Raw genomic sequence first — 14,459 nt, 5'->3', positions numbered from 1 at the left:
ACTTTTCTTTTGAAGAAGAAGCGCTCCAACTCTTAGCAAAAGCAGCGCAAGGAAGTATGAGAGATGCTTTAAGCTTGTTAGATCAGGCTTTAGCCAGCTCTACTACATTAACGGCTGAAGAAGTTAGAGCTATTTTAGGTTATACACAACAAGATTATGCACTCCAAATTTTACAAGCGCTTGCCGACGTAAACGCTGTACAATTAATTCAAATTAGCCAGCAAATTGCTAAGGAAGGCGGGCAATTTAATTTTGTTCTCGATGAACTGCTAACTTATTTACATACTATAACCATTATCCAGCATTTACCGCCTAATAATACTTTAAATAATTATTCTGCTGAGCTCAAAGCCCTTGCAGTAAAATTTAAACCAGAAGATGTACAACTATTCTATCAAATTGGTCTTAAAAGTACGGAAGAAATTCATCTAGCACCTACTCTAGCAATTGGTTTTGAAATGGCTATATTGCGTATGTTTACTTTTAAACCTGCTGAAACATTGCCTACACCTGTTTTGACTTATGAACGTAACAATAAAAGTGAACAAAGTATAACTTTTCCGCCCTTGGCTAGTAATCAACCACAAGAAACTCAAGCACAAAAAACTGCAGAAGTTGCAATTAACTTAGAAGAAACTAAGCCATTAGTTAACAAGACTATAGATTCCCCTACACCAATAGCATCCTCTACATTAACTGAAAATTGGAGTATGATACTTAAAAAACTGCAATTAACAGGTTTAGCACAAACAGCTACTGAAAATGCAGAGCTACTTAGTAAATCAGCTGGAGAGATTAAATTACGCGTTGATAAGGGTCACCGTTCACTTTTTACTCCTAATATAACAGAACGTATTGAACAAGCTTTATCTAATTATTATCAGCAAAGAATTAAACTTAGTTTTGATTTTAATGAAGTACAAGCATCGCCAGCGCAGCAAAAAAGCGCCGCTCATGCACAGAATTTACAAGAAGCCGCGCTAAATTTAGAACAAGATTCCTTTTTACAGCGCTTAAAGCAAGAATTTTCAGCAGAATTAGTCAAAAATTCTATTGAACCACGTTAAGATCAATTATAATTATTTAAATAACCATAACTGTGAGGTTTTATACATGGATATGAATCAAAATTTAGCAAATTTAATGAAAGAAGCGCAAAAAATGCAGCAGCGCATGCAAGAAGCGCAAGAGCAGCTTAGTAAGCTCCAGGTTCGTGGTGAAGCTGGTAGCGGTATGGTAGTTGTCGAGATGAATGGTCGCCATGATGTATTAAAAGTCAGTATTAAACCTTCTTTAGCTGAAGAAGATTTAGAATTAATTGAAGATTTAGTTGCTGCAGCATTTAATGATGCTGTACGTAAAGTTGAAAAAGCTTCGAAAGAAAAAATTAGTCAACTTACAGCCGGTCTCAATATTCCTACTGATTTTATGCAGGGTGAAGAAGGTAATTAATAGCAGATGGATTCATTAAATCAGCTTATTACTGCGCTGCGCTGCCTGCCTGGCATAGGACCTCGGTCAGCGCAACGAATGGCCTATCATTTATTACAGCGGCAACGACAGCGAGGATTACACCTTGCAGCTTGTCTACAGTATGCTATGGAAGCTATTAAGCATTGCCAACGTTGTAATAATTATACAGAGTATGAACTATGTACGCTTTGTCAAGATAAAGAGCGTGACTTTTCTATCCTTTGTATAGTTGAAAATCCAGCTGATGTAATAGCTATCGAACAAAGTAACGCATTTAAAGGTGGATACTTTGTTTTAATGGGAAAAATATCGCCATTAGATGGTATTGGACCGGATGAAATTGGTTTACCACACCTACAACACTTAATTTTATCTGAAGGTATTAAAGAGGTTATTTTAGCTTTAAGCCCTTCTATTGAAGGTCAGACAACTACGCATTTTATTTGTGAATTACTGCGTCCTCATTCTATCAAAGTTAGTCAACTAGCGCATGGTATCCCGTCTGGAGGAGAGTTAGAGTTTCTAGATGGAATAACAATTAGTAGCGCTCTACGTAATCGTGCTGAGTTACATGAGTAAATCTTATCCTTATCGTAATACCACTTTAGCACTGGTATTATTGTTTGTAGCCAATATAGCTTTTGCAACTACTAAAAATTTATGGAGTATGTGGCAAGTCTTTGATCCGTTATCAACAACAACTATTTCGCATCAGGATTGGCAAAATTTTCTTGATAAAAGAGTTATAACTAATGGCGAAGGAATTAATTTAGTTGACTACTCTCACTTAAACGAAGCCGACTTAAATTTACTTAAAAATTACATTAATCAACTCAGTCAAATTGACATTAGTAACTATAACCGTAATGAGCAACTAGCTTATTGGATTAATCTTTATAATGCAGTAACTGTTCAAACGGTTGCAAGTTATTATCCTGTAAGTAGCATTGAAGAAATTAATATTTCGCCTGGTTTATTTAGTGTAGGCCCTTGGGGAGCAAAACTAGTTACTATAAACAAAGTTGCTTTATCACTTGATGATATTCAAAATCGAATTCTACGCCCTATATGGAATGATCCGCGTATATTGTATGCTATTAATAATGGTTCAATTGGTGCAGCCAATTTAAGCAAACAGGCTTACCAAGGTAACTTAATAGATAAGCAATTAAACTCAGCTGCTTTTGAATATATTAACTCTTTGCGCGGAGTTCAGGTAATAGAAGGCGCTTTAATTGTATCAAAGCTTTATGAATGGTTTTCTGAAGATTTTGGTGGAAGTAAACAAGATATCCTTAAACATTTGAAACAATTTGCGAAAGAGCCCTTATGCAACCAGCTTAAACATATTAATAGTATCGATGGTTATGTGTATAATTGGCATTTAAACTCAACGATTACAACTAATCGTGAATAATCATCCATTTCAATTTAAAAGGTATTTAATTGAATTTCTTATCTATAACCTAGTTTTCGTTTTTCTTCAGCTACTTTTTGTTTTCAGCAATGGCAGTAGTTTTATTCAAGCAATGCCCTTACCTATTGGTGTTTATATTGAATTATTAGCAGCTGTTTTTATTCAGCTTCTTCTTTATGGTATCTTGTCATGTTTACAGACAGGAATATTGTGGAGTATTGCTCAATTTACTTTTAATAAAAAAATAATTGAAAATTGGCAAATTTTTATTTACACCGTAACCATTATTGCTTTAATTACCCTTAACTGTTATTTCTTTCCGCTCAGTAAATTCAGCCGCATCTTCCTGCCAGGATTTTCAGTAACTCTTTTAAATGGATTAATGCTAATTAGTCTCAGCATTCTTGCTATTCTTGCTTTAATTGCCATCATTCAATTGATTTATAAACGGCCTGCCTCGCTTGTCCTTATCATACTAATAACTGCCATTATTATTTTTCCACAATTAAAGCCTGGCAAAACTAATTTAGATAGTAGTAAGCCTAACCTTATTATCATTGGCGTTGACTCGTTAAGCCCTAATCAAGTTAATAGCCAAACTATGCCTAATTTATATAAGTTTCTTCAAGAGAGTGTTCATTTTACCGAAACAATTAGCCCACTTGGTCGCACTTACGCTGCATGGACTACTATATTAACTGGGCTTTATCCATTGCATCATCACGCCCGAGAAAACTTATATCCTGCGGATGAAATCGATTTTAAAGCTAGTTTTGCATGGAAATTACATGAAAAAGGCTATAGGACTTATTTCGCTACTGATGACCGTCGATTTAATAATTTAGGTAATGAGTTTGGCTTTGATAAAATTATTGGTCCGCGCATTGGTGTTAATGAAACCTTACTAGGGTCATTTTATGACACACCTTTAAGCAATTTACTTATTAATTTACGATTCACCCGATGGCTATTTCCTTATAACTATGCCAATCGAGCTGGGCATTTTTCCTATTATCCTAGTACCTTTGACTTAGAATTAGAACATGCTCTAGCTGATGAAAATAGTCAACAGCCACTGTTTTTAGCCGTACATTTTACCCTGCCTCACTGGCCATATGCTTGGGCAACTTCATCACCTGCTCAAGTCCAAGATGAATTTAATATCAATAATCGTGAAGAGCTATATGATGCAGCTATTCAACAAGCCGATCAACAGGTAGGTAAGCTACTAACATACCTCGCTCAAAGTGGTGCATTAACTAATAGTTTTATTATTTTGTTAAGTGACCATGGTGAAGTTTTATATAAACAAGGTAGTCGGCAGACTGATCTTAAGCTCTATCGTGGGCAGGGTTATAATCAATTTATTAAATACATTAATAATAAAACAGATACCGAACTTGAGAAAAGTTCTGGACATGGAACCGATTTACTAAGCCCTGATCAGTATCATTGTGTGCTTGGATTTAAAATTTTTAAGCAAGATAAGCTACTCACTTATCCTAAAATAGTTTCCACTCGTATTGCTTTAATTGATATTGCACCAACAATTGCTGCCTTTTTTAAGTTTAACTTAGCAGAAAAACCAGATGGAATTTCTTTATTAAATACTATTTTAGGTAACCAACCACTACCAGAAAACAGAGCAATAATGCTTGAAAGCGGTATGTTACCCAATCTCGCACCAACACCAGCTAAGGTGATTGAATATGTCAGAAAACTTTTCCAAGTTAATCCGGAAACAACTCATCTTGAAATTCGAAAAGATAAGTTTACTACTATAAATGCTATGAAACTCTACGGTATTATTAAAAATAATTGGGTTTTGGCTTTATACCCTGATGATAATCATTATATAAGTGTTATTTTACAATTAGATACAGGTTATTGGTCTGACAATTTAAGCAGTGATTTTGCTAAATCTTCCCCAGCTCAGGAAATGTTATCAGAGCTTCTTCAATTTTATCGCAAAGATTTAAGTAAATATCCTTATGTATTGCCAAGTCCGCCCCCTTAATTAACGATTTACAGCCTATCCACTTAAATAGTTTTTAAAGGTAGTAATATCAAGCGATCGCTTTAGCAAATAAAATTCTAAGCACTTATTGCTATAATTAAGAATAGTTGTCTTTGCAAATTGTTAGTAAAAGTTTAATTAACCTCATATGGATGGAGGTTTTATGCATAACTTTAGCAGCCAAAACTCAATGATAACGATCTATGAAACGGCCGCCCGTAACCTTACGGTCGTACAAGGAAATTCAGGCGTTATCTACCCATTTTACAAATCATCTGGCAAAAATAGTGGCTTTGAAGGTATTTGGGCACCTTGGATGGGTTATTTTGCAGAACATCCCAAAGCTGCTCAGCAAATTTATATGGTTAAACCAAGTACGGCGAGCTTATCTTCAGAGTTAATTAAAATTATAGAAGCGCATTGCACTAAGCTAGAAACAGAAAGCCTCATGGCTCGTATGGGCAATGACGAAGCGCTAGCTATTTCTTGCGCCCTTGGTGGTGGCGTATGGACAGAGCGGCCAAGTTTTTGTGAGGCAATAAAAAATGCTGTATGTATAAAACCTTTTCTTAAAGAAATCATTGTACACCATGTTGAAACAGTATCGCTACCTACTTCAGATAAGGAAAACCCAGCTCAAACGGTTAACTTTAAAGGTAAAAATTATAAAGGTAATGTATTAAAAACTCAGGCTGAGATGGCAACTATAATGGAAAAGATCATTACCCAGGAATCAGCCAATATACAAACATCTAAAAAATTCAATTATGTCATTCAAGACCGCAAAAAGTTTCCAACTACTAAGCAACTTAAAAACATAGCTAGTGAGGTACATGGGTTAACTCTTAGAACTAACTATTACCATAAACTTGGTCTTTTTAAAAAAGAGCCGGGGCTTGCTGATAACCTAGTAAAAGGTAAAGCGAAAGTCACTGATTTACCAAGCCCTAGTAAGCAAGGATAATATTAACTTAGCTTTCATTATTATAATTTAATAGTGCTTTACAGTGCTAAAAATTCTGTAGCACTAACTTTTTGCTAGCCTAGATCTATCATTTTCCTTAAGTAAACAGTAAGTATCTATAGCATCACCCACTAAGTTTTAGACAGGGCGCAAGTAAAGAAGGCGAAGGAGTGTACGCAGAAATACATGACTGAGCCGAAAGAGCTTGCAACGAAGTATAAAGCTTAGTGGGTGATGCTATAAAACTATTCCTCTAATTTTGCAAACAACTGCTCAAGATTAGTCATTTGGACTGTAGAAGGCTCACAATAAATATCAAGGACACGCTGTAGAGCCTGTAAATTACGGCGCCCTGGCGTTAAAGTTTTAGTTTTAATATCATGATCATAAGGATCGGTAACAATATGTCTATTTTTAAGCTCTTCACGTAAGGTATTCATAACTAAATTTAAAACTGTATAAACAGTTAATACAGCCTCTTTTTCTGCTGGTAATAAAGTTCTAGGTAAAATTTTATAACCTTGATAACTCGCTAATAAAGTACGCATCAGGTAATTGGTATCTTTATTAGAAAAATAACCATATAAATTTAGACAATCTGTAGTAGTTAGCTGCTGATAGAGCATATTTAATTGATTTAAAAACAACCCCTTACTACCAGCCAGTGTTTTAGTAGTATTCGCTTTAGTATAAAAGTTCATTATAGAATCAATAAGGCTAATAGGATTAAACCAAAATTTATAAGCTCGAAATATCTCACTTAGCTGCTCTGGAACTGATTCACTAAATAAGTTTAAATGATTTAACCGCCATGTTTTAATAGCTTGTCTAATTAAATCCTTATGTTCACTCTTTATTTGTATATTTATACCTGCAGGAATTTCCTCCCCATGAAATAAATAATCATGCTTATCTCTTAACCCGCGTTGCTTTAACAATTGGCTAGAAAAATACTGTAACAATTCGATAAAATGATACAAAAATTTTAACCTCGTTTTTACAGAAATTAATTTCTCAGGATGAATAGTTTGTGGATACAATTCATTAGGATTAATTTTAAAAAAGAAAATACTGTTATGCAGAGCAATAAAATCTTGCGCCATCAATTTTTTATCAATAATTAATAAATCGTCCGTACTTAAACTACTTAATTGCTCTTGATAATAGTCAATATTATTACCTGTTTCATTAGCAAATTTAACGAGTGCTAACAACCATTCTTCGGTAGTAACGACCTGAATTAACTTTTTTAAAAAGATATTTTTAGATGATTCAACTGGCTTTAGAGCCTTAGTAGGTATACTTAATAATGATTTTAAATTTTGATAAAAAAATACTAATTCTGCAACCAGTTCTATTTCTGTTTTTAGTAATAAAATCCCCATTAATTTTTGCTTAACTTGCTGGATTTTAATATAACAGCTAACTAAATTATTTTCATATTGAAAAGATAAGCTAGTTATTTTAATTTGATTATCTGCATTAAGAATACCTAATAGCTCTCTGTATAATTTAATTAAAGCCGTAGAAAATTCTAAAGCGGACTGCCGCTGTGATGGACTATTTTGCCAACCCTGCATGACTTCTTTTTGAAAGCGAACCTCTGTTTGTTTAATATCATACTTAATAAATGCTTTAGCCTGATAAACTTCATCAAACAACCCGGGAAAAAGTACTTGTTTATCGTTCTTCATCCTTATCCTCCAAGCATTTATAATGGAAGTCGGACTAGCTAGACAATTTAATAACTATTTAAACTGGGCATACTCTACTATTTCACTTAAGTAAATATTCTCTTTAGCTAGCTTAGAGCAGTACTTCTATATTAATTACATCATGCAATGGAATAACTATATACTTTATCTAATTGGTATGTCTTTAAATTATAGTCATTTATACTTAAAAGGCAGAAACGCTTAGATTAGTCGTTATTTAAGTTTTAAATTATTTGCACAGTTAGTTTATAATAAAGACAAAATACAAATTAATTCTCTTTCTTCTTACATGTCAATGCCAGAAAGTTACTAAGAGATTAGTTATTATTTTAATTTAGAGATATAGACGAATACTATGCTAAAAATAATCATTATTTAGGCAAATTTTGTATAAGAAATTACAATTTACCATTAAATATTTGTAGCTAAACTTATTTAATGGTAATTTAGCTAGAATTTTTTTTAAAAAAATAAAATTTTACCATAAAAAATGTATTTTAATTTTATATTACTTACTGGAGAATTTTAAATGTTATCGCATCGAAAATACATCATAATTATTGACGATGCCCCAAAAGATATTCAAATTGACGAATATTTTGATAAATATGATTACCAAATTTTGCATTATAATACAGTTCCAGATTTAAATACTATTACGGAAATCCCTACAGCTTTTTTGATTCATACTAAGTTGCTTTCTGAAATAAAATTATCAACGATTAATGTATTTTATCAATGGGCGGTTCCTATCATTGTTCTTAATGATGATAAGGATGAAACCCTGTGCGTTAGAATGCTAGAAGAAGGCGCTGATGATTTTTTAGTAAAACCTATATTAGCTCGTGAGCTTCATGCCAGAATTGGAGCAATAAGTAGGCGGGTTCAACGCTCTTTAAAAGAACAAGATCAAGAAAGAGACGTTTTAATATTTGATAATTGGCGATTATACCCTGCTTCGCGGCAAGTTTTTGATAGTAATCAGCAAGAACTACAGTTAAGTGCCGGAGAATATGACTTATTATTAGCTTTTGTCCGTCAACCTCAACAAATTCTAGGCAGAGAATTTTTGTCACAAATTACTAAAAGTAACGATCTAAGTCCTTTTGATCGGCGGATTGATGTACAAATAAGTCGACTAAGGCAGAAAATTGAAACAGACACTAAAAAACCTGCATTAATTAAAACTATCCGTAATGGTGGATATCTTTTTACGGCCCAAGTTTTTACCTTAAAAGAAGGACCAAATCCTTATTCAAATATTGAGTAAACCATGACAATTTATAAAAAAAAATGGCTAATATCCTTTGTTCTTTTTATAACAGCTACAGCTTTAATCTATGTTAGTTTTTTAAAAAAAACTGCGACTGTAAGTACAGATAAGCCCAAACTTGTTGAAACCAAGATTCTCAAACAAGCAGAGATAGAAGAAACCGTACATATTCTAGGTACTATCCATCCTAAGCATTTAACTGTCTTAGTTGCCAAAAATAGTGGCACGCTTGATGCGTTAATTCCTACAGGTCAAAAAGTTAAAAAAGGCGAGTTAATAGCTAAGATTGATAATGCAGATATTGAAAATAACTTACAATTATCACAAGGCACAGAAGCCATCGCTAAAACCCAATATGAACGCCTGCTTAGCCTTTTAAAAACAGGATTTGTTAGCTCTAAAGAAGTAGAAGAAAGGAAAAATACTTGGCTAGATACCCAAAAGGAATTAACTAAAGCTAAGATTGAGTTAGACACACTACGTTTTTATGCACCATTTGATGGCATTATAGGCGCTTATAAGAAGAAAGAAGGTAGTCAGGTAAGTAGCGGTGATGCTATTGTCACAGTTTATGATCCCACTACCTTAGTAGTCGATTTTGATATACCTTGTACCAACTTATCTGTTTTTCATGAAGGTCAATTAGTACGTGTTTTTAACAAATTTTATAAGCTCTCACACTTACAAAAAATGATTGATGAAGATACGCATATGTGCCCTGCTGATGTCATTATTTCATGTAAGGATTGCCTAATTGGCACAAGCACCGAGGTTGAATTAGTTTTACAAAAGAGGAAAGATACTATTGTTATACCTGAACAAGCCATTTTCCTGCGTAACAGTAAACCTCATGTCTATATTGTTAAAGATAATGTTATTGAATTAGTTCCTATAACGACCGGCATTAAGAATAAATCGCAGATAGAAGTTACCTCTGGTTTAAAATTTGGTCAGCAACTGGTAATTAAAGGTCAAGAACGCTTGTATCCAGGTTTGCAAGTTGCAATTTATCGGGCTTGAGTAACATGAAGATTGATAGCTCAGGCAAGCTATCTTGTCTCTTAATGAACGGTAAGATTTGCGTACAGTTTAGATAAAATTATCCTAACAAGCGAAGTTTTAGCATTCTAAGTAAGTATTTTGAAAGATGATTTTCGTGTGTTGTGCCAAATACAAGTTTTTGGTGCAAGAAAGAGTAATTTATTAAAATGAAAATAACTAGCTATTTTATTAAGCATCCGGTTACCGCAATTATTTTTAATTGTTTAATTATTGTTGTCGGATTACTTTGCTTACAAAATCTTGCCATTCGAGAGTACCCTAATATTAGCTTTCCAACTATTACTGTTACCGCTAATTATCCTAGCGCAAGCCCTGACTTAGTAGAAAATGCCGTTACGAATGTATTAGAAGATCGCCTTGCAGGCATTGAGGGTTTAGAAACAATTACCTCTGAATCCAATGGAGGTTATGCACTTATCACGCTAACTTTTCGTAGTAATATCCCTATGGATAAAGCTTATAATACCACACAAGATGCAGTCAATTTAGCTAAAGCCTTACTTCCGCCTGAAGTTAAAGCCCCTCTAGTTGAACGTAAAGTAAAAGCAAATGGTTTACCCTTTATTGGGATTGCCCTTGATTCTACCTCTCTAGATTTTGGCCAACTTACTCATTTTGCCCATTTACGTTTAAAAAACGCCTTTCGTAGTATACCAGGTGTTGCTGCAGTTGATGTGTGGGGCCAACCTTATACTTATGAAATTACCCTTGACCCCAAAAAATTATTCTTATTTGGCGTGAATGTTGATGAAGTTCTTAATGCACTTAATAGTAGCCGTATCTCTTTACCAGCGGGTAATTTTCAAAATCGGGTACCCAGCACATTAAATTCTGAATTAAAAACCATTAAGGATTATGAAAATCTATTAATTAAAACTTCTAAGCAGCATCCTATTTTATTAAAATCAATTGCCGAAATAAAATTAGCTACGGATACACGCAAGATGCGTGTTCGTGTTAATGGACATAGTGGCCTAGTTCTTTCCCTTACTCGTGCTAATGATGCTAACCCTATTGAAGTGTCCCGATTAGTGCGACAAGAATTAAAAGCTATCCAAGCTAGCTTACCTCCTGGTATGAATACAAAAATAATTATTGATCAATCAGATTTTATCCGGGCTTCTTTACACAATATTAAATCTTCAATTGTTGAAGCTATCATACTGGTATTAATTATCGTATTTCTTTTTCTGCGCAACTTAAGAGCAACTATTATTCCCTTAATTACTATTCCTATATCCTTATTAGGCTCATTAATTTTTTTAAAATTATTTGGTTTTTCTATTAATTTAATGACGTTATTAGCAATGGTTTTAGCAATCGGGCTTGTGGTGGACGATGCCATTATCGCCTTAGAAAATATTTGGCGTCACATTGAAGAAGGCTTAGAGCCTATCCAGGCCGCCTTAAAAGGCGCGCAAGAAATTGGGTTTGCTATTATTGCCATGACCTTTACGCTTGCTAGCGTTTACATGCCGATTGCTTTTATTGAAGGTTTGTTAGGTCAACTCTTTATTGAATTTGCAGTAGCTCTAGCAGGCAGCGTTATTATTTCAGGAATTGTAGCGCTTACTCTTACCCCTTTAATGTGCGCAAAATTAATTAAGAAAAATAATAATCATTGGCTACCGCAAATTGATACTTTTCTCACTCATTTAGGACAAAAATATACTTCTCTATTAAATTGGTTTTTAAAAAGAAATTATCTCTCCGTACTAGCTGCCTGTTTATTTATAATTTGCTCTGTTGTTTTTTACAATTTATTACCCAGTGAGACTGCACCTCGTGAGGATAGGGGATTAATTGGCGTATATGTACCGCCAGTTGCCGGAGAGGCCATTGATGATTTAGATAAGAAAGTTAATAGTATAGAGCAAAAAACAAACTCTCTTTCGGAAGCAAGTAATAAATTAACTTTTATTGGTGATTGGGGCGCTAGTGTTATTCTTCCTTTGAAGCAACATGCTGAGCGCCATCGCTCTGCAGAACAAATTAGATCAGAATTAAAACCTAAATTTAGTCAATTTCCTTCTATTGATCCTATGGTATGGAGTTGGGATACAGGCTTACCAGGCAATGATAATGCTGGTAGTGGTTCAGAACTTACTTTAGTTATTTCCACTCCTGATAGTTATCGTCAATTATTTGCCTCTCTAGAAAAATTAAAAAAATACTTAGATAGTAGTAAATACTTTGAATCGTCTTCTTATGATTTACGCCTAGACTCGCTAGGCTATCAAATTGATCTTGATAATAATGCTATAGCTAAACTTGGTTTATCTGCGGCTCAAATTGCTAAAACGATTGAAGTATTTTTCAGTGGTGATCAATCGATTAAATTTCAAAAAGATAGTATTAGTTATAATTTGACAATTCAAGGGGCACATTCACCTTGGGCTTTAGATGAGTTGTATCTTACAACACCAACGGGCAAGCGTGTCTCATTAGGGGCTATTACTAAAATGTCTACTAAAGCCCAGCCAGCAACACTGGAGCACTTTAAACAGATGCGCTCTACAACTTTACACGTCAGTCTGCATAAAGGACAATCTATTGCGCCAGCAATGACAAAACTTTGGAGCATTGCTAAACAAGAATTACCAGAACGATATAAATTAACTTGGACTGGAATTGCAAAAACATATAACGAAACATCACATGCCATGTTATATTTACTATTGCTTGCAATAATATTTATATATGCCATTTTAGCCATTCAATTTGAAAATTTTATTGATCCTTTAATTATTTTGTTTACAGTCCCTTTAGCTAGTTCGGGGGCCTTATTATTCGCTTGGTTATTCGGTCAATCTCTTAATATCTATTCGCAGGTAGGCTTGATAACGCTGATTGGTTTAATTAGTAAACATGGAATCTTAATTGTTGAATTTACAAATCAATTATATTTACAAGGCTTAGCATTAAAAGAGGCAATTTATCAAGCCTGTATGTTACGCTTTAGGCCAATTTTAATGACAACTGGTGCCATGATTTTTGGTGCAATTCCTTTAATCTTATCACACGCAGCTGGCGCTGAATCTCGACATGCTATTGGTATTATTTTGATTGGCGGTTTATTGTTTGGAACCTTCTTTACTTTATTTGTTTTACCTGGAATCTATTATTTTATCAAATTAAGGTTAGTAAAAAGGCAAGAAAAAATTATAGAAACTTTAAAAGAAATTAGAGTATAGAGTTTTAATGTTATTAACCTTTTCTCAAGGCTTTCGACTGAAATATCATAACTACTAGCAAATATTAATTAGTATTTATCTTCTTTTAAAATTCAATTTTCTCATACGCACTGTTTTAATCATATTATCACTAACTTTTAAGATTTCGATTTGATAATTTTCCATTTTTAAACAACAGTCAGCGGGTGGAATATAACCCAAATATTCAATAATTAAGCCACTTAACGTACGTGGACCAAGGGATGGTAATTGCCAGCCTAATACTCGTTTTAAATGCCTTAGCGTAATACTTGCATCAACCAGAACTGTCCCGTCCCCTTGCTCAATGATATCCTTACCTAAGGTGGCTATGTCAGTGGTAAATTCTCCTACTACTTCCTCTAGGATATCCTCTAAGGTAACTAAACCTTGCAAATCGCCGTATTCATCCACTACAAACGAAATACGTTTTTTTACCTTTTGGAAATTTAGTATTTGTACGCTTAAGGGAGTTTCTTCTGGAATAAAATAAGGTGCATCGGCAATTTTTACTAATGTCTCCTTATCTAGCCGCTCTTCTAAGCTTAAATTAAGAATGCTACGTACATGCACCGTACCTATTAAGTGATCAATACTATCTTGAAAGAGGGGTAGACGAGTATGTTGGGCAGTCTCAAGTTGGTCGAGTATTTCATGCCATGTTTTATTTAAATCAATTCCAACAATGTCTGCTTTAGGAATCATGATATCTTCTACAGTAGCTTTTTCTAAATCGAGCAAACCAATTAACATACTTTTATGCTCTATAGGCAAGAGGCCCCCTGCCTCATTTACAACCGAACGCAATTCATCTGCAGTTAAGGCTTCTCGTTGAGCTCTGTCAAAAGAAACACCAAATAGCTTTAAAATACTGTTTGTTACCCAGCTGATTAACTGCACCAGGGGAGCCATGACTTGTTGTAGAATTTTTAGTAGAAAAGAAGCTTTGAAAGCAACCTGCTGTGGATATAAGGCAGCTAACGTTTTAGGGATCATCTCAGAGATAACTAAGATAACTATTGTCAGTAAAATAGTAGCAATTGCAACACCTGCATTGCCATAGAGTTGCTGACCAATCAATGTTGCAACCATAGAAGCAACAATATTTGCTAATGTACTACCTATTAAAATTACACCTAATAATTTTTCTGGCCTTAATAATAACTTACTAACCCGTAGTGCTTGATTATTTTTATTTTTAGCTAAATGTCTTAATCGATAGCGATTTAACGACATCATACCTATTTCGGAGCCAGAAAAAAAAGCAGAAATGCCAATTAGAATAATTAAAATAATAAATAATATAATTAAGGATAAATCCACTGA

The 14,459-nt window shown here is 34.0% G+C and carries 11 protein-coding genes (1 of these 11 cut by a window edge); 9 read left to right on the top strand and 2 right to left on the bottom strand.

Annotation, left to right across the window (positions count from 1 at the left end; all coding sequences use genetic code 11):
* From dnaX to ACNVED_RS01985, 6 genes are all read left to right on the top strand, one after another.
* A protein-coding gene (dnaX, locus tag ACNVED_RS02010) for a DNA polymerase III subunit gamma/tau (protein ID WP_419420095.1) crosses the window boundary here: on the top strand, positions 1–1,067 show its 3' portion. It extends 583 nt beyond the left edge of the window; the window shows 1,067 of its 1,650 coding nt (coding positions 584–1,650); its start codon lies beyond the left edge, outside the window; its stop codon occupies positions 1,065–1,067.
* Positions 1,068–1,113: 46 nt separating this feature from the next.
* Positions 1,114–1,452: a YbaB/EbfC family nucleoid-associated protein gene (locus tag ACNVED_RS02005; RefSeq protein ID WP_419420094.1), complete on the top strand. Its 339-nt coding sequence runs from the start codon at positions 1,114–1,116 to the stop codon at positions 1,450–1,452.
* A 6-nt stretch (positions 1,453–1,458) separates the two neighbouring features.
* Positions 1,459–2,052, top strand: a complete 594-nt coding sequence (recR, locus tag ACNVED_RS02000; RefSeq protein ID WP_419420093.1) for a recombination mediator RecR — start codon at positions 1,459–1,461, stop codon at positions 2,050–2,052.
* On the top strand, positions 2,045–2,890 hold the full coding sequence (locus ACNVED_RS01995; RefSeq protein WP_419420092.1) for a DUF547 domain-containing protein: 846 nt from the start codon (positions 2,045–2,047) through the stop codon (positions 2,888–2,890). Before recR ends, ACNVED_RS01995 begins: the two co-directional genes overlap by 8 nt.
* The gene (locus ACNVED_RS01990) at positions 2,883–4,907 is read left to right on the top strand and encodes a sulfatase-like hydrolase/transferase (protein ID WP_419420091.1); all 2,025 of its coding nucleotides are present in this window, start codon (positions 2,883–2,885) and stop codon (positions 4,905–4,907) included. Before ACNVED_RS01995 ends, ACNVED_RS01990 begins: the two co-directional genes overlap by 8 nt.
* Before the next feature lie 163 nt (positions 4,908–5,070).
* Positions 5,071–5,871 carry a hypothetical protein gene (locus ACNVED_RS01985; protein WP_419420090.1) on the top strand — a complete coding sequence of 267 codons (801 nt, stop codon included), beginning with the start codon at positions 5,071–5,073 and terminating at the stop codon, positions 5,869–5,871.
* Positions 5,872–6,116: 245 nt separating this feature from the next.
* Here ACNVED_RS01985 and ACNVED_RS01980 read toward each other — a convergent pair whose 3' ends face one another.
* Complete coding sequence (locus ACNVED_RS01980; RefSeq protein ID WP_419420089.1) at positions 6,117–7,565, bottom strand: hypothetical protein; 1,449 nt, start codon at positions 7,563–7,565, stop codon at positions 6,117–6,119.
* A gap of 550 nt (positions 7,566–8,115) precedes the next feature.
* Between ACNVED_RS01980 and ACNVED_RS01975 the strand changes: the two genes are divergently transcribed.
* From ACNVED_RS01975 to ACNVED_RS01965, 3 genes are all read left to right on the top strand, one after another.
* On the top strand, positions 8,116–8,856 hold the full coding sequence (locus tag ACNVED_RS01975; RefSeq protein WP_419420088.1) for a winged helix-turn-helix domain-containing protein: 741 nt from the start codon (positions 8,116–8,118) through the stop codon (positions 8,854–8,856).
* A 3-nt stretch (positions 8,857–8,859) separates the two neighbouring features.
* Positions 8,860–9,879 carry an efflux RND transporter periplasmic adaptor subunit gene (locus ACNVED_RS01970; RefSeq protein WP_419420087.1) on the top strand — a complete coding sequence of 340 codons (1,020 nt, stop codon included), beginning with the start codon at positions 8,860–8,862 and terminating at the stop codon, positions 9,877–9,879.
* Between the two features lie 188 nt (positions 9,880–10,067).
* Positions 10,068–13,115, top strand: coding sequence for an efflux RND transporter permease subunit (locus ACNVED_RS01965; protein ID WP_419420086.1), 3,048 nt, complete (start codon positions 10,068–10,070; stop codon positions 13,113–13,115).
* 75 nt (positions 13,116–13,190) lie between these two features.
* On the opposite strand, the gene ACNVED_RS01960 is transcribed toward ACNVED_RS01965, so the two are convergent.
* A complete protein-coding gene (locus ACNVED_RS01960) occupies positions 13,191–14,456 on the bottom strand; it encodes an HlyC/CorC family transporter (protein WP_419420085.1) in 1,266 nt (421 codons plus the stop codon).
* Between the last annotated feature and the right edge of the window lie 3 nt (positions 14,457–14,459).

The organism is Legionella sp. D16C41, from assembly GCF_048541585.1.
Classification (GTDB): domain Bacteria; phylum Pseudomonadota; class Gammaproteobacteria; order Legionellales; family Legionellaceae; genus Legionella_C.
Note: the sequence above shows the minus strand (reverse complement) of the source record. Positions and strands in the feature narration are given on the sequence as shown.